This window comes from Rugamonas apoptosis, from assembly GCF_014042355.1.
GTDB lineage: Bacteria > Pseudomonadota > Gammaproteobacteria > Burkholderiales > Burkholderiaceae_D > Rugamonas > Rugamonas apoptosis.
Genome location: NZ_JACEZU010000004.1, coordinates 89112 through 110465, shown reverse-complemented (window position 1 = coordinate 110465; position 21354 = coordinate 89112). Strand labels below are relative to the sequence as shown.

Here is a 21354-nt window from a genome sequence, read left to right as displayed (position 1 = left end):
CAGCGACCGCTTTGCGAATCGAGTAATATTTCTTATTAGAATCGCAGCACTAAAGAGAGAAAAACAACATATCTGGCGGGAATGGAATGTTGCCGATTACTTCACTGGGATGTACACTCGACGCGCATTGCACCGCAGCGCGTGTGAAGGATGCGGGACAGAAAAGAGCGGCGGGTGGCCGGTGGCGTTGCCGGTGCCAGCCTGGCTTTAACCCTGCCGGTATGCCGTTGCGGCCCGCCGGCCATTTGAAGACGCCGAACCGTGTATTCACAATCGCAAATCGATCCTTTGGTCAGTTTCCGCAATGCGCAGGGCCAGTCCGTACGGGGTACGCTGGTGAATGTGCAGCGCATGGCGCTGGTGATGGAAATCTATAATCCAGATTTCATCCTGCAAGTGAGCGAGGTGTTGTCCGAGCTCACCGTGCGCATCGGCACCCGGGTCGCCTATTGCGGCCGGGCGCTGGTGGTCAGCATGGTCAACACGGGCCTGACGGCCATGGTGTCGCTGACGCTGGTGGATGAATGGTGCGAGCTCGGTGACCTGACGCTGGTGCCGGGCGCCGTGGGCGCCGAGGCGGCCGGTTTCGTGCGCGAATGGAGCGACCGCTACCGCATCGGCCGCGATTACCAGGCCGTCGTCAATGAGATGCGCACCTTCCTGTCCGATGTGTCGCGCTGGGTCGACCAGGTGGACCTGGCCGGCAACCTGCCCAAGGTCGACGGCGTGCTGCGCGAGGACCTGTTCTACGAGCTGGCCAGCCCGTTCATGGACAAGACCCTGTCCTATCTGGAGCGGCTGGAACACGAGGCGGCCATCATCGAACCGGAACTGGCGCCGGCGCACCGCGCATTCTGCCAGTCGGCGCTGCATCCCTTGACCCTGCGCGCGCCGTTCGTATTCCGCACCTATACCAAGCCGCTCGGTTATGCGGGCGACTACCAGATGGTGAACCAGATCCTGGACGATCCGCGCCAGGGGCCGAACACTTATTTTCAGATCGTCAATACGGCCTTCCTGCAGACGGCCGTGGCGGCGGCGCACCGCAACCGCATCGATATCCTGGTCGAATTCCTCAAGGGCGTGGCCGACGGGGCGCGCCAGCTGGGCCGCCCCATGCGTATCCTCAACATCGGTTGCGGCCCGGCGGTGGAAGTGCAGCGTTTCCTCGATACCTATCCGGACCCGCAGCTGCTGCAATTCGAGCTGCTCGACTTCAGTGCCGAGACGCTGGACTGGACGCGCGGCCAGCTGAGCAAGCGGGCCGCCCGCAGCGCGTATCCAGTGGAGATCACCTATGTGCAGGATTCCGTCCACCAGTTGTTGAAACGCCGCGCCGGCCCGGCCGCTGAACGCACGGCCGAATTCGACGCCGTCTATTGCGCCGGCCTGTTCGACTACCTGTCCGACAAGGTGTGTGCGCGCCTGATGGCCCATTTCGCCAGCCGCATCCGGCCCGGCGGCAAGCTGCTGGTGACCAATGTGCACTCCGACAATCCGGGCAAGTTCGGCATGGAGCACTTATTGGAGTGGCATCTGATCTACCGTAACGAGGCGGGGCTGGAAAAGCTGCTGCCGCCGCAGTCGCGCGAGCGCAGGATTTTTGTGGACGCGACCGGCGTCAACCTGTTCGCCGAAATGCGCATCGCATGACGGCCCGATTGCCGGACGGTGTGGTGCTGATACCTGAGGAAAGCTACGAGACGGCCTTGCGCCACTTCCGGCTGGAATTCAGCCGCGCCGGCCTGCGCACGGGCATCGTGCTGGTGTTGCTGGGCGTGGGGCTGGACCACGCCATGTATCCGGAGTGGCAAGCCAGCTTCGCGGGCTGGCGTTTGCTGGCCTCGGCGCTGATGGCCGCCGTCCTGTTCCTCATGGGGACCGACTGGGGCAAGCGCAATATTCAATGGCTGACCTTTGGCTGGCTGCTGGTGCCGCAATTGATGATCGCCGCCATGATCGCCGCCACCGAGGGCGCTGCCTCCATCTATTACGCGGGCTTGACGCTGGCGATCTACTCGTCGGGCATCGTGCTGGCGTTCGGCCTGTGGCAGAACATCGTGTTCGGCGGCGTCAGCTACCTGTTATACGCGGCCGCCTGCGCCCGCCATCCCGTCAGTTTCGAACTGCACGGGCCGTTTGTCGTCAATTCCATGTTCCTGCTGATGTCGGCCGCTATCAGCGCCGTGTTCACCGTCTACAATGAGCGCGCCCGCTACCTGCTGTTCAACCTCAAGGCCGAGGTGGCGCAGAAGAACCGTGAACTGGAACTGACCAACAAGAGCCTGGCCGACATCAAGGGCCAGATGCTGCAGCAGGAAAAAATGGCGGCCTTGGGCACGCTGTCGGCCGGCTTGATGCACGAGGTGAACAACCCGGTGAACTTCTGCCTGATGGCCATCGATCTGGCCGCCGAGGATCCGGTGTCGCGCACCAGCCCGCTGTTGACGGAATGCCTGGCCGATGCCAGGCAGGGCATGCTGCGGGTGCAGCACATCGTGTCGGACTTGAAAACCTTCGCTTACCGCAAGCACGGCGACCAGCTGCTGAGCGCCCATTTCCTGTTCGAACGCGCGCTCGGTGCGGCCATCCGCTTGATCGGCCATGAGCTCAAGGACATCAAGGTGGAGCGCGAATTGCCGCCCGATACGCTGGTGCGGGGCGACGAGGCGGCTATCATCGGCGTGCTGATCAACCTGTTCAGCAATGCCGTGATGGCCATGCGCAAGGCCGGCAAGCGCCCGCACGAACTGGTCATCACGGCCGCCTGGGAAGGCCAGCGGCTGCGCGTGACCGTGCGCGACAACGGGCCCGGCATTCCGGATGAACAACTGGCGCGCGTGTTCGAACCCTTCTTCACCACCCGTGAAGTGGGGCAGGGCCTGGGGCTGGGCCTCAGCATCAGCTACCGCGTGATCGAACGCCACGGCGGCGTCCTGCTGGCCGAGAGCGTCGTCGGCGAGTGGACCAAGATGATCTTTGACCTGCCACGCGCCGAAACGGAACAACGATGATGCACACAGCGACCCATCCCGCCACCGTCCTGTACGTGGACGACGAGGAACTGGCCTGCAAGTATTTCGAGCGCGCCATGGCCGACGACTACCAGGTGGTGACGGCCGGCGGCGTGGACCATGCCATGGCCATCCTGGCCACGCCCGGCCACAGTATCAGCGTGCTGGTGACGGATTACCGCATGCCGGGCCGGGTCGGCAGCATCCTGCTGCGCTATGTGAACCAGCACTTCCCGCACATGGTGTGCATGATGGTGACGGCCTATGCGGACAAGGACGTGCTGCTCGACAGTATCAATGGCGCTGAAGTGTTCCGCGTGCTGGAAAAGCCGCTCGACCTGTACCAGTTGCGGCTGGCGCTGCGCCAGGCCAGCGAACGGGCGCGCGAACGGCAGTCGCGGCGCGACAACCTGCTGGCCATCGAGGAAACGCTGGCTTTCCTGGCGCATGAACTGAACACGCCGCTGGCCACGATCGGCAACTTCGCGCGCGGCATCGCCCGCCGCACGGCCGGCGCCGACCCGGCCCAGCCACTGGAGCAGATCGGCCACGCCGCCACCCTGATTCACGATAACGCGCGCTATTGCTTGTCGGTGTTGAGCAGCTTCGTCGAATCCGTCAAGCTGGCCAACGGTTCGCTGCCGCCGGAGGCGCCGCGCAGCGGCCAAAGTGCCGGGCAGTTGCTGGCGGCCTTGCTGAACGCCTATCCGTTCACGGCCGACCAGCGCCAGATGATACAGACCGATGTGCAGCAGGACTTCCTGGTCATGGCGCTGCCCAATTGCGTGGCGCTGGTGCTGTCGTCCATCATGAGCAATGCGCTGCGCGCGCTCGAAGGCCGAGCCGATGCGGCGCTACGCTTCAGCGTGCTGGTCGACGGCACGCCGCACATCAGCATCAGCGATAACGGTCCCGGCATCCCGCCCGACATCCTGGCCCGGCTACTGGTTGACCCCGTCACCACCCATGCCCACAATGGCGGCAATGGCTGGGGGTTGATCTTCTGCCAGCGCATCATGCAATCGTTTGGCGGCAATATCGTGGTGCAATCCAGACCCGGACGCTACACCACCGTTACTTTGAATTTCCCAGCAATCGAAAAGGAACTTGTATGAGCGATTTCGCAACGCAGGCACCGACCATCCTGTATGTCGACGATGAAGCGACCGCGCTCAAATATTTCCAGCGTGCCCTGGGCGCGTTGGCCAACGTCATCACGGCCGAATCGGTCGAGGAGGGCAAGCGCATGCTCGACGCCCATGCCGACACGCTGGCCGTGCTGGTGTCGGACCAGCGCATGCCTGGCGCCAACGGCAATGAACTGCTGTTCTACGCATGGGATCGCCATCCGCACATCGTCCGCATCCTGACCACCGCCTATTCCGAGCTGGAGCAGACGGTGGAAGCCGTCAACCAGGGCCAGATCCACCGCTACATCCAGAAACCGTGGGACATTTCCGCGCTGCGCATGGAACTCAAGCAGGCGCTGGACATGGCCCAGCTGCGCAAGGACCACAACCAGTTACTGCGCGAGAAACTGCTGGTGCGGCAACGGCAAACGCTGGCCAACCGGGTCGCCATGCTGTACACCCTGTGCGCCGGCCTGAGCGACCGGGGGGGCCACGTGGCTGTCGAAGCGAGCCTGGCCGCCGCCATGTGCGCCGGACTGGAAGGGATGGAGCCGGACTGGCTGATGTACGACTTTTCCGACCTGACCGGTTCGGAAGTGATGCGCTGCGCCGCGCTGGGCGACGCCGTGCGCAGCCAGCTGGCCCGTATCGAACAACGCTGCCCCAGCAACGAGCCGGAACAGGTGCTGTTGCTGCTGGCCGAGTATTTCGGCCCCACCTTCGAAGCGACGGGGCCATCGCGCGGCATGTTCGTGCAGCCGGCCACGCTGATGGAATTCCTCGCCCTGCCGACCCAGGCTGCGCCATCGGCCACCCATGCGAGCTGGCTGGCCTGCCTGCTGTGGCTGGGCCGCCGCGGCCACGGCATGCAATTGATGGCCGATGGCGCCGTGCTGCATTGCCAGATCACCGTGGCCGATCCCGAGTTCGGCGCGGCCCAACTGGCGGTCTGGATCGACCAGCTGTAATGCCGGCGCCGGCGCGCCCACCGGTGCGCCGGCCGGCGTGGCGATGGCATAGCATGGGGGCTTCCTGGCACATTGCGAGGGAGGTGCGTCATGCCGAAAGGTGCGAATGCCAAGCGGGAACGCGAATTCAAGGAGCTGGAGCGCAAGTTCCGGCAGCAAGGCCGGTATGCGGGGCGGGAGGAGGAAGTCGCCGCCCGCATCGTCAACAAGCAGCGCGCCGCGTCCGGCGAAACGGTAGCGGAACAGGCCCACCATGCGACGGCGCCTGAACGGGCGCTGCCCATCGCCAATTACGAGGAACTGACGGCCGAGCAGGTGCAGCGCCAGCTGGACGGGCTGTCGCTGTCCGAGCTCAGGCGCGTGCGCACGCACGAAGCCCGGCACAAGAAGCGCAAAGGGCTGCTGGAAGCGCTCGACGCCAGGCTGGGCTGACGGCGAGGGGAGGGCGAGCGCGCTTGCGACGGCGACGGGGCCGTCGCAGGCGCACCCCCGTCACACGCCGCAGTAAGTGGTCTTGACGGTCGTGAAGAACTCGGCCGCGTACGTGCCCTGTTCGCGCGAACCGTAGCTGGAACCCTTGGTACCGCCAAACGGCACGTGGTAGTCCACGCCGGCCGTCGGCACGTTCAACATCACCATGCCAGCCTGGGCGTGGCGCTTGAAGTGGGTGGCGTGCTTGAGCGAGGTGGTGCAGATGCCGCTCGACAGGCCGAACTCCGTGTCGTTGGCGAGGGCCAGCGCGTGCTCATAGTTATCGGCCGGAATCACGCTGGCCACGGGGCCGAAGATTTCCTCGCGGCTGATGCGCATGTCGTTGCTGCAGTCGGTGAACAGGGCAGGACGCAGGAAGAACCCTGGCGTGGCGCACGATACCCGCTCGCCGCCGAAGGTCAGCGTGGCGCCTTCATCGAGGCCGATGCGGATGTATTCCAAGTCCTGCTCCAGTTGGCTGGCGTCCACCACGGGGCCGATGTCGGTGCCGGCGGCCAACGCGTCGCCGATGGTCAGGGCGGCCATCTTCTCCTTCACGGCAGCCACGAAGGCCGGGTAGATGCCTTTTTCCACGATCAGGCGGCTGGACGCGGTGCAACGCTGGCCGGTCGAGAAGAACGAGCCCTGCACGGCGCAGTTGACGGCCGTGGCCAGGTCGGCGTCGTTCAACACCACCAGCGGATTCTTGCCGCCCATTTCGATCTGCACCTTGGCCATGCGCGTCATGGCCGCTTGCGCGACTTTGCCGCCGGTGGCGACGGAACCGGTGAAGCTGATCGCGTTCACGCGGCGGTCGTTCAGGAAGGCCTGGCCGACCACGCTGCCGCGTCCCATCACGAGGTTGAACACGCCCGGCGGCAGGCCGGCACGGCTGATGATCTCGGCCAGCGCCCAGGCGCTGCCCGGCACCAGTTCGGCCGGCTTGATCAGCACGCAGTTGCCGTAGGCCAGGGCCGGGGCGATTTTCCAGGCCGGAATGGCGATCGGGAAGTTCCATGGGGCGATGATGCCCACCACGCCGACCGGCTCGCGGGTAATTTCCACGTCCAGGTTGGGACGCACGGACGGCAGTTTGTCGCCGCGCAGGCGCAGGCATTCCTGGGCGAAGAACTTGAAGATGGCACCGGCGCGGGCCGCTTCGCCTATGCCTTCGGGCTTGGTCTTGCCTTCCTCGCGCGACAGCAGGGTGCCCAGCTCTTCCTTGCGGGCCAGGATCTCGCTGCCGATCTTGTCGAGCGCGTCGGCCCGCATCTGGACGTTGGACAAGGCCCAGCCCGGCGCAGCTGCGGCGGCGGCGGCGATGGCCAGTTGCGCCTGCTGCGCGTCCGCCTGGGCATAGTGGCCGATCACGTCGTCCGTATTGGAGGGATTGATGTTGGCGGCAGAGCTTGCTCCTTCGACCCATGCGCCGTTGATATAGTTGTGTTTCATGGTACTCCGCTTGTGGTGAATGAAGTGGGGGTGCCCGCATTATCCTCTTTTCTTGCCGTTACGCCACAGGCAAGATTGCTCATTGTTTTAGCGGTCGGGCCGGGGGCGCGCATGACCGACTGTTGTTGTTTGGAACAAACCGAGAGAATTCGTTACAGTTCAGCCCGAAAGCGCGCTACACTAAATACTATTCTTGCCATCCAGCCAAGATGACTTGCTTAACTGCAAGTTTGGCAGCAAGACAAGGGACAACAAGAAAAACAAAGGCTGACCCGGTTCCCGTGGCCGGAGTCGCCTGCACTGCCAATAATAAAAAAAGTATGGGCCGGCCGCGAATCTTCGCGTTCGGCCCTTTTTTATGGCGCCATCGCTCGGCCCCCGTTGGCGCGATGAACTGGCCGCGCACGCTTGGCGTTTGTTGCATATGGTCACAGTCTGATAGAGTGCGGCATAGAATTTTTTGTCCATTCCTGAAGGAACCATGCAACACCCTAGCCTGATCCAGAAATCCCTGGCCGCCGCTGTTTTCGCGTGCGGCACCCTCGTCTCCAGCCTGGCCCTGGCCGGTGCCTGTCCCGCCCATTATGTCGATGGCCGCTCGCCGGAAATCCGCAATGAGAAGATGAATACCGCCACGCGCGAGCTGTGCTTCGGCGTGTTTGGCGTCATGCATTCGGGCCTCACGCGTACGCCGCTGTGGTCGGCTGAGCACTTGACGGCCGATAACATCGTGGCTGCCCAGAATCTGTCGCGCGAAGATTCCTTCCATGCGGAACCGCAATTGCCCTCCAGCCAGCGGGCCGAGTTGGCCGATTACGCGCGCAGCGGTTTCGACCGTGGCCACATGTCGCCCAACGGCGATATGCCGGACCGCGAGTCCCAGCACGAGAGCTTCACGCTGGCCAATATGGTGCCGCAAAACGGCGACAATAACCGTCACGTGTGGGCCGGCATTGAAGGGGCGGTACGCAAGATGGCGAAAAAGGAGGGCGATCTGTACGTGATCACCGGACCGGCTTTCATTGGTGGTAATCTGCAGAAGATCGGCAACGTGCTGGTCCCCAGCCATTTGTATAAACTGGTCTACAGTCCGCGGCAGAGGGCTGGCGCCGCTTACTTCATCGCCAACGCCGCCACCAGCGAATATGAAACGCTGTCCATCGCTGAACTGGAGAGCCGGGTCGGGATCAACCTGATGCCATCCTTGTCGGCCGACGATAAGGAACGGATGCTGCGCTTGCCGGTCGTGAAGCCGCGCAAACAAAAACGTGATCCATGGAGTCTGTGATGCCGAAATTCGTCCCCTATGCAAACGAGGCCGACGTGCTGCACATCGGCCAGCTGTGCATCGAGAACCGGCTAGACCGCGTCACCGTCAGCGGTGAGGTGGACTTGACGGCCGACCAGCAAGGTCTGCGCGACGCGCGGGCCTTGCTGCAAGTGCTGGGCGACGTGGTGGCCCGGCTGGAGGCGCAGGACTTGCCCGCCACCTTGCCGCCGCCGGATGTGAAAACGGTCGCCAATCCCTTCAACTGATCAGGCCCGATTGGCGGCCGGATCCGGTTCCTGCAGCGGCAGGCTGATGCGGTTGCGGCCCATGTGCTTGGCCCGGTACAGGGCCGAGTCGGCCGTCGCCACCAGTTGGCAGGGGTCGGTGTCCACGGAAGGCAGGCCGGTGGCCGCGCCGATGCTGACGGTGACCACATGGGCGTCGCTGCCCAGGTTGGGCAAGTGCAACTGTTCGACCCGGCAGCGGATGCGTTCGGCCACAATGGCCGCCCCCTTCAGGGCCTGGTTCGGCAGGATCACGGCGAACTCCTCGCCGCCGTAGCGGGCCACCAGGTCGTTGGCCCGCATTTCGCTGGCCACCGCGTTGGCGATCCGTTGCAGGCATTCGTCGCCGCCCAGGTGGCCGTAGGCGTCGTTGTATTGCTTGAAGTTGTCGACGTCGACCATCAGCAGTGACAGCGGCTGCTGCTGGCGCAGCGCTCGTTGCCATTCTGCCGCCAGGGTATCGTCGAAGCAGCGCCGGTTGGCCAGGCCGGTCAGGCCGTCGCGCGTGGCCAGTTGTTCCAGCGCCACCTGGGCCCGTTTCTCATCCGTCATATCGCGCAGCGTTTCCACCACCGCCACCAGATGGCCTTCGGCGTCGTAGATGGGGCTGGCATCGACGGCCAGGTAGCGCCGCTTGCCCACGCGAGGCATTTCGCACCAGTTCTCCGCGCACAGGTTTTCGCCGCTCTCGCTGCGGTGGGCGTGCTGGTCGTACAGCGTGTGCAATTCGCCCGTGCGGCCCTGGATCACCAAGTCGGCCAGGGTGGGGCGCCGTTCGCCGTAGAAGCTGCGCCAGTGCTCGGCAGTGCCCAGCACCTCGTAGGCCGGCACCCCGGTCAGGCGTTCGCAGGCCCGGTTCCAGATCAATACCTTGCCGCCGGCATCGATCACGAAGGTGGGGACGACCAGCAATTCCATCAGCTTGAGCGCGAAACCGTGCTGCTGCTCGGCTGGCGGAAATTCCATGACCTGCTGGATTTTTTGGACGTTGTTCATGGTCGATCCTTGTGCGGGTACTGCCTGTAGTGTGGTCATGGCGCCGGCTCTTGGAGAAAGGTGGTCATTTTGCTTCGGGTAACACATCTTCTGTTTGATGTTGCTCTAGCGAAAGGGGGAAGGACATGGACAGGGCCGTGCCCTGGCCGGGCCGGCTGGCGACGTGGAATTGCCCGCCGGCGCGCGCCACGCGGTCGGCGATGCCGCTCAGGCCATTGCCGCCCCGTGGCGATCGGGCAGGCAGGCCAACGCCGTTGTCGCTGACGGTCAGCATCAAGCTGCCGGGATGACGGCGCAGCGCGATGTCGACCTGGGTGGCATTGGCGTGGCGGGCGATGTTGCTCGGCGATTCCTGCAGCACGCGGAACAAGGCCGCGTCCACCTTGGCGCCGGGTGCGGCGTTGTACACCTGCTGGTCGGCGTCCAGCCGGCAGGCGATGCCGCTCAGGCGGGAGAACTGGGTGACCTGGCTTTCAACGGCGCTGCGCAGGCCGTGATTGAGGGGTTCGGGCCGCAGGTCGTGGATGATGACGCGCAGCGAGCGGATGCTGGCCGTGATGTGGGCTTCAATCTGGTGCAACTGCGCCTGCAACCGAGGTTGGCCACGGCTGAGGACGGCGAGATCCATTTTCAGCGCCAGCAGGTTCTGGCCCAGGTCGTCGTGGATGTCACGCGCGATGCGCTGGCGTTCCAGTTCCAGCACGTTGTCCTGTTGCGCCAGCAATTGGCATACGTGGGTGCGTTGTTCGAGCGCGCGCAGTTCGGCCTCGGCGCGCGCACCCTGTTCGGTCGCCAGCGCCTGTTGCAGCCGTTCCACGGCGCAGCGCAGGCGGCGTTGGCGCCACAGCAAGGCCAGCGCGATGAGGGTCAGCATGAGCGCGCCGGCGGTGATCAGGTCCACATGCAAGGACTGGGCAGCGTATTTCATAAGGTGCAAAGCTCCAAACGGATGTCACAGCGGGATTTTGGCTGGTGCACTGTGACAACATATCGCGGCGCCGGTCGGTAGGCGTTGTGAAAAGTCAAATCTTTACAGCGAGCAAAGCAAATTGTGATTGGGCGCGCCGGTAAATTCCTGCGCGGCGTCCGGCTCGCTTATAATGGAGGGTTGTCAACCGGAGTTTGCGCGCCGTACGCAGCCGGTCAGTCGAGGAAACGTTGTGACTTACAGCATCAAAGAAATGTTTTACACCCTGCAGGGCGAAGGCGCCCATGCGGGGCGGCCCGCCGTATTCTGCCGCTTTTCGGGCTGCAACCTGTGGACCGGCCGCGAAAGCGACCGCGCCAGCGCCATCTGCCAGTTCTGCGACACCGACTTCGTGGGCACGGACGGCGAGGGCGGCGGCAAGTTCGCCACCCCGGCCGAGCTGGCCGCGGCCATCGGCGCACTGTGGCCGGCCGACTATCCTTCCCACAAGTATGTCGTGTTCACGGGCGGCGAACCGCTGCTGCAACTGGACGGACCGCTGATCGACGCCATGCACGGCGCCGGTTTTGAAATCGCGATCGAAACCAACGGCACCCTGTCAGTGCCGCCGGGCGTGGACTGGGTCTGCGTCAGCCCCAAGATGGGCTCGCAACTGGCCGTGCAACGGGGCAACGAGATCAAGGTAGTGATTCCGCAGACGGACCAGGACCTGGCCGCCTACGAAGGACTGGCGTTCGAGCACTTCTTCGTGCAGCCCATGGATGGCCCGCTGGCCGAGTTCAACACCAAGCTGGCGATCGACACCTGCAAGCGCCGCCCCAAGTGGAAACTGAGCCTGCAAACCCATAAACTTTTACAAATACCATAACAATGCTGACTATTACCCGCAAGCTCGAATTCGACGCCGGCCACCGTATTCCCGATCACAAGAGCCAGTGCCGCAACCTGCACGGCCACCGCTACACGCTGGAAATCACGTTGACGGGCCAGGTCATTTCCGTCGAAGGCAATTCCGACAACGGCATGATCATGGACTTCTCCGACATCAAGGCGCTGGCCAAGGAACATCTGGTCGACGTGTGGGACCACGCCTTCATCGTGTACGAGAAGGACGCGGCCGTGCGCGATTTCCTGGCCACGCTGCCCAACCACAAGACGGTGGTGATCGACCGTATCCCGACGGTGGAGAACCTGGCCCAGGTGGCGTTCGACATCCTGAAGGCGGCCTACAAGGACCGTTTCGGCACCGGCCTGCACCTGCACAAGCTGGTGCTGCATGAAACCCCGAACTGCTGGGCAGAGATCACCGATGCCTGATACGCTGGCCCCCGTGGCGCATCAAGCCACGCCCGAGGAACTGGACTTCATGCGCCAGGCCCTGGCCCAGGCCCAGTTCGCGTGGGACGAGGGCGAGGTGCCGGTGGGCGCCGTGGTGGTCAAGGATGGCGTGGTGATCGCGCGCGGCTATAACCGCCCGATCGGCCAGCACGACCCGACCGCGCATGCGGAAATCGTGGCCTTGCGGGCCGCCGCCGAAGCGCTGGGCAATTACCGTCTGCCCGGTTGTGAGCTGTACGTCACGCTGGAACCGTGCGTGATGTGCTCGGGCGCCATGATGCATGCGCGGCTGGCGCGCGTGGTGTACGGCGCAGCGGACCCCAAGACGGGCGCCGGCGGCTCCGTCGTCAACCTGTACGACCAGGTCCAGCTCAACCATCACACGGCCATCGCCGGCGGCGTGCTGGCCGATGAGTGCGGCACCATGCTCAGGCAATTCTTCGCGGCCCGCCGGGCCGCCGCGGCCGAGGCCCGCAAAGCGGCCAACGCCAACGCCGGCTGACCTCCGCCAAACGGGCGCGCGCCATCCAACGGTGCGCCGTTTCGTGCTCCCAGTAAAAATGGTATGCTAAAACCATATCGCCGGGAGCTTTGATGGGACAGCGTAAGACCGAAACGCAAGCTTTGGAAAACGACAACGCACCAGGTATCTTGCGGTTGGCGCTGGAGATGCGCGCGCCATGGGAACTGGGCGCCGCACTGGCCGCCTATCCCTTCATGCGTATTGCCCCGGAGGGCGACGGCCATCCTGTGATGGTCTTGCCCGGCCTGGGGGCGGGCGATTTCACCACGCTGGTGATCCGCCACTTCCTGACCGACCGCGGCTTTGCCGTCCACGCCTGGGAACAGGGCTTGAATTTCGGACCCAGGCCCGGCGTGCTGGAAGCGTGCCTGGAGAAAATCCGTCAACTGCGGGCCGGCTCGGGCCGTACCGTGAGCCTGGTGGGCTGGAGCCTGGGTGGCGTGTACGCACGCGAACTGGCCAAGATGCTGCCGGACGACGTACGCAGCGTCGTCACGCTCGGTTCACCGTTCACCGGCAGCCACAAGGCCACCAACGCGTGGCGCGTGTATCAACTGGTGTCGGGCGAAAAGGAGATCGACGCCGAGCGCTTCGCCGCCTTGCGCGAGCGCCCGCCCATGCCCACCACGTCCATCTTCAGCCGCACCGACGGCGTGGTGGCGTGGCACTGCAGCATGGAGGAGGAAACGGCCACCTCCGAGAACATCGAAGTGCATGCCAGCCATGTGGGCATGGGCGCCAATCCCTCGGCGCTGTACGCCATCGCCGACCGCCTGGCGCAGCCGGAAGGGCAGTGGAAGCGCTTCGATCATGAGGCCCACACGGGCCTGAAGAAACTGCTGTACCTGGACCCGCAGCGCATCCCGCTGTTCCAGTCCCTGTTCGGCCTATATTGAAGGAGTCGCCGTGGCTACCGCGCTCGCAAACGGCATCACGATCGCCTACGAAACGCACGGCGACCCGCACGATCCCCCGGTGCTGCTGGTGATGGGGCTGGGCATGCAGCTCACCAGTTGGCCGCAGGATTTTGTCGACGGACTGGTGGAGCAGGGCTACTACGTGATCCGTTTCGATAACCGCGACAGTGGCCTGTCGAGCAAGATGCGCCAGCATGGCGCGCCCAGCATGGTCCTGACCTGGCTGAAAACCCTCGTGCGCTGGCCCGTCAAGTCCGGCTACACCTTGTACGACATGGCCGACGACGCGCGCGGCCTGCTGGACTTCCTGGGGGTGCCCAAGGCGCATGTGATCGGCGCCTCGATGGGCGGCATGATCGGGCAGATCTTCGCCGCGCGCCATGCCGAGCGGACGCTGAGCCTCACGTCCATCATGTCGAGCAGCGGCCGGCGCGGCCTGCCGGGTCCCACGCCCGTGGCGCGCAAGGCCATGATGCGCATGCCGGCCAATCCGCGCGACCGTGCGCTGGTCATTGAACGCATGGTGCAGACACTGCGCGCCATCGGCAGCCCGTCCTATCCCACACCAGAAAAGCTGCTGCGCACCCGGATCGAGGCGGCGCTGGCCCGTAACACCTGCCCGGATGGCATCGCGCGGCAAATCGTGGCCGTCATCGCCTGCGGCGACCGTACGCCGTTGCTTGAGAAGATCAGCTGCCCCACCATGGTGATCCACGGCGCGGCAGATCCGCTGGTGCCACTGGCCTGCGGCGAGGACACGGCGCGGGCCATCCCCAACGCCGCGCTGTATGTGATCGAAGGCATGGGACACGACCTGCCGCCGCCATTGATCGAACGCCTGATCGCCTTGATCGACGCCCACCTGCACGGTAAGATGGAGCCGAACGACAAGGCCCCGTCGATCCGGCGGGCCGACAGCGACACCCACTACTGATCGAGACGAATTTTTGAGCACAACGAACATCGGCATCGCCATCGCGGCACCGGGCGGCTACGCGCCCGACGACGCCGCGCTGGAGCTGGGCATCGCGCGCCTGCGCGCCCAAGGCATCATGGTCCACAACTACTACGATCCGTCCCGCAAGCACCTGCGCTTCGCCGATACGGACGCAGGCCGGCTGGCGCAACTGAACGCCGCCGCCGCCGATCCCGAGGCGCAGATCGTGGTGGCCTTGCGCGGCCAGTACGGCATCAGCCGCATCCTGCCGGAGATTGATTTCCAGGCCATGGCCGACAGCGGCAAGCTGTTCGTCGGCTACAGCGATTTCACGGCCTTCCATATGGGCCTGTGGAAGCACACGGGCCGCGCCAGTTTCGCCGGCCCGATGATGTGCGATGATTTCATCCGCGCCGAACCGGTCGAGTACACGCTCAATCAGTTCTGGGACTGCGTGCGCGGCCCATCGCACCGGGTGCGCGGCACGGCGCGCAATAACCCGCAAGTGGATGTGCGTGGACGGCTGTGGGGCGGCAACCTGGCCATGCTGGTGCATCTGCTAGGGACACCGATGTTCGCGCCGATCGAAGGCGGCATCGTGTTCCTGGAAGACGTCAACGAGCACCCGTACCGGGTCGAGCGCATGGTGCTGCAATTGCTGTACGCCGGCGCGCTGGATGGCCAGCAGGCTTTGGTACTGGGGGATTTCTCCGGCTATAAGCTGAACCCCGCCGATAACGGCTACGACTTCGACACCATGCTCGCCTTCCTGCGCGAGCGCTTGCCGATACCGGTGCTGACCGGGCTGCCGTTCGGCCACATCAAGGAGCGCTGCACGCTGCCGTACGGCGGCATGGGCCATGTGGTGTCGGACGCGGAAGGATTCGATTTGACGGTCGTCGATTATCCGACGCTGTCCCGTGGCTGACCAGCGTATCGGAGAGAACTTCTACCGCGCCAGCGCGGACACACCCGTTTGGCCCGCACTGGCGACCAGCACTTCGGCCGCCGTATGCGTGATCGGCGGCGGTTTCGCCGGCTTGTCCACGGCACTGTCCCTGCTGGAGCGGGGCGAAAAGCATGTGGTCGTGCTGGAAGCGGAAACCGTGGGCCATGGCGCGTCGGGCCGCAATGGCGGTTTTGTATTCGGCGGCTACTCGCTCGGTGAGCGCGGCCTGCTGGACGCGGCTGGCGATGGCCGCGGCGCGCAACTGTACCAATTGACGCTGGACGCGGTCGACCATATCCGCCGCCGCATGACGCGTTACGGCATCGATTGCAACGCCACGCATGGCGGCATCTACCTGGCCAACTGGTTCGACGACGAACGCGTCCTGGACGACCAGCAGCGCTTCATGGCCGACAAACTGGGTGTGCAATGGCAGCGTGTGAGCCGCGCCGAATTCGCGCAGCGCGCCCGCAGCGAACGTTATTTCGGCGCCCTGTACGAAGCCAATGCCTTCCATTTCCACCCGCTCAAATACGCGCAAGGCCTGGCCCGGGCGTTGACCGACGGCGGCGCGCACGTGTACGAGCAAAGCCGCGTGACGCGCATCGTGCGCGAAGGCGAAGGCTGGTCGGTGCGCACGGGGCAGGGCGCGGTGCATGCGCGCGAGGTGGTGGTGTGCTGCGGCGGCTACATCGAACGACTGTATCCGAAGCTGGCCAGCGCCATCCTGCCGATCGCCACCTACGTGATGGTGACGGAGCCGCTGGGCGACCGCTTGAAAACGGCGCTGAACACCAACGCCGCCATCTACGACACGCGTTTCGCGTTCGACTATTACCGGCCGCTGGCAGACAGCCGCCTGCTGTGGGGCGGGCGCATCTCGATCCGCGAGCGCGGCGCGCCGGACGTGGCGCGCTTGCTGTACCAGGACATGCTCAAGGTGTACCCGCAACTGGCGGGTACGCGGGTCGAGTACGCGTGGAGCGGGATGATGAGTTACGGCCGCCACAAGATGCCGCAACTGGGCCGTCTGCCGGAAGGACTGTGGTACGGCATGGGTTTCGGCGGCCACGGCGTGGCGCCCACCACCCTGTCGGGCGAAGTGCTGGCCCGCGCCATCCTGGGCGAGCGTGCCGACCTTGACCGCTTCAGCCAGTGGGGCTTGCCCACCACGGGTGGCCATGCCGGCCTGCTGGCCGCGCAGCTCACCTATTGGTACTACGAGCTGCGCGACTGGATGCGGCAATAATGCGGCAATAGAAACGCCACCGCGCCAGGACGACGCGGCGGCAGGAAGGCCTTAGAACCAGGCTTCCACTTGCAGGCCGGCGGAGGTGCCGCTGGTGTTACTGCCAAACACAGGACCGGAGTTGTTGTTGGCGTTGACGGCGCCACGGGCGGCGTCGTTCCACTTGCCGTAGGTGATGTAGGCGCGCAGTTCCGGACGATCCCAATAACCCTTGCCGGCCGTGATGGTGGGCGCGAACGTCAGCTTGGTCAGGCGCAGCGTGTCGGCGCCCGGCTGGGTGACGCGGTGCGTGCCCAGTTCAAATTGCAGCTTGAAGTGGTTGTTGAGCGCATACGCTGGGCGCGCGCCCAGCGTGGTCCAGGTGGTCGAGCCGGTGGCGTCGGAGCGGTCGTGCTGCGCCAGCGCGACGAATTCCATGCTGAATTCCGGCGTGGGCTGCACCACCAGGTCGTCGAAGATGCGGCTGCGTTTAACGTCGGAGTTGAGCAGGGTGCTGCCGGCCGCGCCCATGCGGTCGTTGCCCACGCCAATGCCGGTGCCGGCGCCCACGCCGTACTGCACGCCGAAGGTATTGCCGCCGCCGAGGACCTTGTCCTGCTTGTGCAGTACCGTCAACTGCCAGCCGCCGTGGCGGCCGTCGCCCTGCGCCGTGATCAGCGACGTGGCCACGTCGATGCTGCCGCCCGGGTTGACGGGCAGGCCTTCGTAGATGAAGTTCTGGCGAATGGCGGCGTTGGTGTTGGTCACCAGGCCGGTCTGGGGATTGATGATATTGCTGTCGTTATCCTTGAACACGGCGTAGCTGAATTTGCCGGGGCCGGCCTTGACGCCGTCGATACCGCCGCCGGTGCCGTTCAGGTTGATGTACTGCAGGTCCAGCATGTGGATGTCGGGACGGTAGTAGTAGCGCTTACCGATCCAGGCCACGCCGCCGCTCAGGAAGTCCAGCCCTTTCGCTTCCACGTAGGCCTTGGCCAGGCCCAGCTTGGCGTCACCGAAATCGGAACCGGAGTTGTACTCGGTGCCCCACAGCGTGGCGACGAAGCTCACGCCGTCGGCCGATTTGGCCACTTCCTTGGTGTAGCCGCCTTCGAAGTAGGCGTCGCACTCGTTACCGAGGCGGTACTTCATGGTGTTGCCACCGAGGCCGTAGCAAGCTTGCGGGCCGTGGCCCGAGCTGGTGCCGGAGCCGGCGCGCAGGTAGCCGTGGAAGCCTTCCTCGTCGTGGCCAGCATCGGCGCAGGCCGCGCCGCTCGCCAGCGCGGCCGCGATGGCCAGTGGCAGCAGTTTCAACATCCGTTGTGTCATGCCTTATCTCCCTCTTTTAATGTTGTGGTGTGCAGCACCACGCTCTGTGAACCTAGTGAACTGTAATGTTCGAATCGATCGTGCCTGCCGTGCCGGCAACGCCCATGGCTGCGTTGCAAATGCTCGCGATAGCCCGCTATCGCTGCGCTTTGCGCCTTGCCCTGTGCGCCGCCGGCGCGTCCTTCACGACCGATTCTCCCTTACAGTCCACTAGCGGTTCGAATTCGGGTTCTTGCGATGAAGCGGTTAAACAGGGCGCACCTGGCTGATGGCGCGCTCCCAGCTGTGCATGCGTTCTTGCGCCTGGGCCCGGTCCATGGCCGGTTCAAACACGCGCTCGACCCGCCATTGCGCGGCCAGTTGCTCGCGGTCGCGATAGACGCCGCTGGACAGGCCAGCCAGATATGCGGCGCCCAAGGCCGTGGTTTCCGTCACTTGCGGACGCAGGACGGGAATGCCCAGCAGGTCGGCCTGGAATTGCAGCAGCAGGGAATTGGCGCAGGCCCCGCCGTCCACGCGCAGTTCGGTGATCGGCGTGGCCGCATCGCGCATCATGGCTTGTAGCAGGGCTGCGCTTTGGAAGGCGATACCTTCCAGCGCGGCACGCGCGATGTGAGCCTGGGTGGTACCGCGGCTCAATCCCAGTATGGCACCTTTGGCCGACGGCACCCAGTACGGCGCGCCCAATCCCGTGAAAGATGGCACAAATACAACACCGCCGGAATCGGGGACGGAGCCGGCCAGTGCTTCCACTTCGGCCGTGCTGTTGATGGCCTTGAGGCCATCGCGCAGCCACTGCACGACGGCGCCGCCGACAAATACGCTGCCTTCCAGCGCGTACTGGCGGGTGGCGCCGGCCTGGCAGGCCGCGGTGCTGATCAAACCATTTTTCGAATCGGCACATTGCTCGCCCGTGTTGAGCAGCATGAAGCATCCGGTGCCGTACGTGTTCTTGGCCATGCCGGGCTCAAAGCAGGCCTGGCCGAACAGGGCCGACTGCTGGTCGCCCGCGAGGCCGGCGATGGGCACGGAGCCGCCCAGCCATTGCGCGTCGGTGGCGCCATACTGGTGGCTGGACGGACGCACTTCGGGCAGGACTTCCGGTGGAATGTCCAGCCAGGCCAGCAGCTCCTGGTCCCAGCAGCCTTCATGGATATTCCACAGCATGGTGCGGGCGGCGTTGCTCACGTCCGTCACATGCAGGCGGCCGCCGGTGAGGTTCCAGGCCAGCCAGCTGTCCACCGTACCGAAGGCCAGTTCGCCACGCGCGGCACGCGCGCGGGCGCCGTCCACGTGGTTCAGGATCCAGTTCAGTTTGGTGGCGGAAAAATAGGGGTCGAGGATCAGGCCCGTCTTGTGGCGGATCGTTTCGGCCAGGCCATCGGCGCGCAGGCGGTCGCACAGCGCCTCGGTGCGGCGGTCCTGCCAGACGATGGCGTTGAAGATGGGACGGCCCGTGGCCCGTTCCCAGACGACGGTGGTTTCGCGCTGGTTGGTGATGCCCAGCGCGGCGATGTCGGCCGCCTTGATGCCCGCCTTGGCCAGCGCGGCGCGGGCGGTGGCGAGCTGGCTGCTCCACAATTCCTGCGCGTCGTGTTCGACCCAGCCGGGCTGCGGAAAGTGTTGGGTGAATTCCTGCTGCGCCGAGGCGACGATTTCGCCGCTGTCGCGGAAGACGATGGTGCGCGAGCTTGAGGTGCCCTGGTCCAGTGCCAGCAAATAGGCCATAACGTTGTCTGTCCTGCTTAATGGGTTGTTGCGAAGGTTGTTGCATGGGTGGTCTCGACAAGGCCGGACTTGCGCGCCGGGGCGCCCAAGTCCGGCCTTGCGGACCCGCGCGGGATTAACGCACGCGGCCTTCCTTCCACGCCTTCAGCAGCGTGTCATAGGCGATGGTTTCGCCCTTCGGCTTCTCGTTGGGCAGCTTGGCCCAAGGTGCGCCGTTGTTGGACAGCCAGCTGGCCGGATCCTTCTTGTCGTTCAGCTTGGGCGTGCAGTTCTTCATGCCGGCGCGCTGCAGACGGGACATGATCTGGTCCATCTCCTCGGCCAGGTTGTCCATCGCGCCTTGTGGGGTCTTCTCGGCCGAGATGGCGGTGGAGACGTTCTTCCACCACAGCTGCGCCATCTTCGGATAGTCCGACACGTTGTTGCCGGTCGGGGTCCACGCCACGCGGGCCGGGCTGCGGTAGAACTCGATCAGGCCGCCCAATTTCGGCGCCATGTCCGTCATCGCCTTGGAGCGGATGTCCGAATCGCGGATGAAGGTCAGGCCCACCAGCGATTTTTTCAGCGACACGGTCTTCGAGGTGACGAACTGGCCATACAGCCAGGCGGCGGACATCTGGTCAGGCGGAGTGCTCTTCAGGTAGGTCCAGGAACCCACGTCCTGGTAGCCATTCTGCATGCCTTCCTTCCAGTACGGGCCGTGCGGGCCGGGCGCCATGCGCCATTTTGGCGAGCCGTCCGCGTTCACCACGGGCAGGCCAGGCTTGGTCATGCCGGCCGTGAAGGCGGTGTACCAGAAGATCTGTTGCGCGATCTGGCCCTGGGCCGGCACCGGGCCGGCTTCGGAGAAGGTCATGCCCAGCGCTTCTGGCGGTGCGTAGTGCTTCATCCAGTCCAGGTATTTGGTGAGCGCGTAGACGGCGGCCGGCGAGTTGGTCGCACCACCGCGTGCCACGGACGCGCCCACAGGCGTGCACTTGTCGGCGGCCACGCGGATGCCCCATTCGTCCACCGGCAGGCCGTTCGGGATGCCCTTGTCGGCGGTACCGGCCATCGACAGCCAGGCATCGGTGAAGCGCCAGCCCAGCGATGGGTCTTTTTTGCCGTAGTCCATGTGGCCGAACACCTTCTTGCCGTCCAGGTCTTTCACGTCATTGGTGAAGAAGGCGGCGATGTCCTCATAGGCCGACCAGTTTTGCGGCACGCCCAGGTCGTAGCCATACTTGGCCTTGAACTTGGCCTGCAGGTCCTTGCGCGCGAACCAGTCGGCGCGGAACCAGTACAGGTTGGCGAACTGCTGGTCGGGCAGCTGGTACATCTTGCCGTCCGGCGCGGTGGTGAAGCTGGTGCCGATGAAGTCCTTCAGGTCCAGGCCCGGATTGGTGTATTCCTTACCGGGGCCGGCCATGTAGTCGGACAGCACCACGGTCTGGCCGTAGCGGTAGTGGGTGCCGATCAGGTCCGAGTCGTTGACCCAGCCGTCGTAGATCGATTTACCGGACTGCATGGAGGTCTGCATCTTTTCCACCAGGTCGCCTTCCTGGATCACGTCGTGGATCACCTTGATGCCGGTGATTTCCTCGAACGCCTTGGCCAGGGTCTTCGATTCGTATACGTGGGTGTCGAGCGTCTCGGAGACGACGTGGATTTCCTTCACGCCCTTGGCCTTCAGTTTGGCGGCGGCGCTGATGAACCAGTTCATTTCGTCGAGCTGCTGGGCGCGCGACAGGGTGCTGGGTTTGAATTCGGTGTCGATCCACTTTTCAGCCGACTTGCTGTCGGCCCAGGCGTTGCTGGACAGTGCCAGCACGGCAGCTGCCACGAGACTGAGCTTGAACGCCGCTTGAGTGCTTCTCTTCATGTCTTCTCCACTTGTAGTATTGCCTTCCCAG

The 21354-nt window shown here is 64.6% G+C and carries 20 protein-coding genes; 14 read left to right on the top strand and 6 right to left on the bottom strand.

What is annotated here, in order from left to right:
* Positions 1–261 precede the first annotated feature (261 nt).
* The 5 genes from H3H39_RS09800 to H3H39_RS09780 all read left to right on the top strand — a co-directional run bounded on the left by H3H39_RS09800 (position 262) and on the right by H3H39_RS09780 (position 5544).
* Positions 262–1653 (top strand): class I SAM-dependent methyltransferase, encoded by a 1392-nt coding sequence (locus H3H39_RS09800; RefSeq protein ID WP_182153189.1) that lies wholly within the window; start codon positions 262–264, stop codon positions 1651–1653.
* A complete protein-coding gene (locus H3H39_RS09795) occupies positions 1650–3014 on the top strand; it encodes a sensor histidine kinase (protein ID WP_182153188.1) in 1365 nt (454 codons plus the stop codon). Before H3H39_RS09800 ends, H3H39_RS09795 begins: the two co-directional genes overlap by 4 nt.
* Positions 3011–4129: a hybrid sensor histidine kinase/response regulator gene (locus H3H39_RS09790; protein ID WP_182153187.1), complete on the top strand. Its 1119-nt coding sequence runs from the start codon at positions 3011–3013 to the stop codon at positions 4127–4129. The genes H3H39_RS09795 and H3H39_RS09790 overlap by 4 nt, the downstream gene beginning before the upstream one ends.
* Positions 4126–5112, top strand: a complete 987-nt coding sequence (locus H3H39_RS09785; protein ID WP_182153186.1) for a response regulator — start codon at positions 4126–4128, stop codon at positions 5110–5112. Before H3H39_RS09790 ends, H3H39_RS09785 begins: the two co-directional genes overlap by 4 nt.
* 90 nt (positions 5113–5202) lie before the next feature.
* Positions 5203–5544, top strand: a complete 342-nt coding sequence (locus tag H3H39_RS09780; protein WP_182153185.1) for a hypothetical protein — start codon at positions 5203–5205, stop codon at positions 5542–5544.
* A 60-nt stretch (positions 5545–5604) separates the two neighbouring features.
* Here H3H39_RS09780 and H3H39_RS09775 read toward each other — a convergent pair whose 3' ends face one another.
* Positions 5605–7035 carry an aldehyde dehydrogenase family protein gene (locus H3H39_RS09775; protein ID WP_182153184.1) on the bottom strand — a complete coding sequence of 477 codons (1431 nt, stop codon included), beginning with the start codon at positions 7033–7035 and terminating at the stop codon, positions 5605–5607.
* 481 nt (positions 7036–7516) lie between these two features.
* Here H3H39_RS09775 and H3H39_RS09770 point away from each other — a divergent pair, with 481 nt between their 5' ends.
* Together H3H39_RS09770 and H3H39_RS09765 are read left to right on the top strand one after the other, a co-directional pair.
* Positions 7517–8323, top strand: a complete 807-nt coding sequence (locus tag H3H39_RS09770) for a DNA/RNA non-specific endonuclease (protein WP_182153183.1) — start codon at positions 7517–7519, stop codon at positions 8321–8323.
* Positions 8323–8571 carry a hypothetical protein gene (locus tag H3H39_RS09765; protein WP_182153182.1) on the top strand — a complete coding sequence of 83 codons (249 nt, stop codon included), beginning with the start codon at positions 8323–8325 and terminating at the stop codon, positions 8569–8571. The genes H3H39_RS09770 and H3H39_RS09765 overlap by 1 nt, the downstream gene beginning before the upstream one ends.
* Here H3H39_RS09765 and H3H39_RS09760 read toward each other — a convergent pair whose 3' ends face one another.
* The gene (locus tag H3H39_RS09760; protein WP_182153181.1) at positions 8572–9585 is read right to left on the bottom strand and encodes a sensor domain-containing diguanylate cyclase; all 1014 of its coding nucleotides are present in this window, start codon (positions 9583–9585) and stop codon (positions 8572–8574) included.
* A 64-nt stretch (positions 9586–9649) separates the two neighbouring features.
* Positions 9650–10513 (bottom strand): sensor histidine kinase, encoded by an 864-nt coding sequence (locus H3H39_RS09755; protein ID WP_182153180.1) that lies wholly within the window; start codon positions 10511–10513, stop codon positions 9650–9652.
* Positions 10514–10745: 232 nt separating this feature from the next.
* Here H3H39_RS09755 and queE point away from each other — a divergent pair, with 232 nt between their 5' ends.
* The 7 genes from queE (at position 10746) to H3H39_RS09720 (ending at position 16426) form a co-directional block, all read left to right on the top strand.
* Positions 10746–11381 carry a 7-carboxy-7-deazaguanine synthase gene (gene queE / locus H3H39_RS09750; protein WP_182153179.1) on the top strand — a complete coding sequence of 212 codons (636 nt, stop codon included), beginning with the start codon at positions 10746–10748 and terminating at the stop codon, positions 11379–11381.
* Positions 11382–11383: 2 nt separating this feature from the next.
* Positions 11384–11830, top strand: a complete 447-nt coding sequence (queD, locus tag H3H39_RS09745; protein ID WP_182153178.1) for a 6-carboxytetrahydropterin synthase QueD — start codon at positions 11384–11386, stop codon at positions 11828–11830.
* Positions 11823–12353 (top strand): tRNA adenosine(34) deaminase TadA, encoded by a 531-nt coding sequence (gene tadA / locus H3H39_RS09740; RefSeq protein WP_229217957.1) that lies wholly within the window; start codon positions 11823–11825, stop codon positions 12351–12353. The genes queD and tadA overlap by 8 nt, the downstream gene beginning before the upstream one ends.
* A 92-nt stretch (positions 12354–12445) precedes the next feature.
* On the top strand, positions 12446–13270 hold the full coding sequence (locus H3H39_RS09735) for an esterase/lipase family protein (protein WP_182153177.1): 825 nt from the start codon (positions 12446–12448) through the stop codon (positions 13268–13270).
* Positions 13271–13280: 10 nt separating this feature from the next.
* Positions 13281–14225, top strand: coding sequence for an alpha/beta fold hydrolase (locus H3H39_RS09730; RefSeq protein WP_182153176.1), 945 nt, complete (start codon positions 13281–13283; stop codon positions 14223–14225).
* 13 nt (positions 14226–14238) lie between these two features.
* The gene (gene ldcA, locus H3H39_RS09725; RefSeq protein ID WP_182153175.1) at positions 14239–15156 is read left to right on the top strand and encodes a muramoyltetrapeptide carboxypeptidase; all 918 of its coding nucleotides are present in this window, start codon (positions 14239–14241) and stop codon (positions 15154–15156) included.
* Positions 15149–16426, top strand: a complete 1278-nt coding sequence (locus tag H3H39_RS09720) for an NAD(P)/FAD-dependent oxidoreductase (protein WP_311196887.1) — start codon at positions 15149–15151, stop codon at positions 16424–16426. The genes ldcA and H3H39_RS09720 overlap by 8 nt, the downstream gene beginning before the upstream one ends.
* 51 nt (positions 16427–16477) lie before the next feature.
* On the opposite strand, the gene H3H39_RS09715 is transcribed toward H3H39_RS09720, so the two are convergent.
* From H3H39_RS09715 to H3H39_RS09705, 3 genes are all read right to left on the bottom strand, one after another.
* Positions 16478–17734: a maltoporin gene (locus tag H3H39_RS09715; RefSeq protein WP_182153174.1), complete on the bottom strand. Its 1257-nt coding sequence runs from the start codon at positions 17732–17734 to the stop codon at positions 16478–16480.
* A 246-nt stretch (positions 17735–17980) separates the two neighbouring features.
* Positions 17981–19462, bottom strand: a complete 1482-nt coding sequence (gene glpK / locus H3H39_RS09710; protein WP_182153173.1) for a glycerol kinase GlpK — start codon at positions 19460–19462, stop codon at positions 17981–17983.
* Positions 19463–19577: 115 nt separating this feature from the next.
* A complete protein-coding gene (locus H3H39_RS09705) occupies positions 19578–21323 on the bottom strand; it encodes an ABC transporter substrate-binding protein (protein WP_182153172.1) in 1746 nt (581 codons plus the stop codon).
* Positions 21324–21354 lie beyond the last annotated feature (31 nt).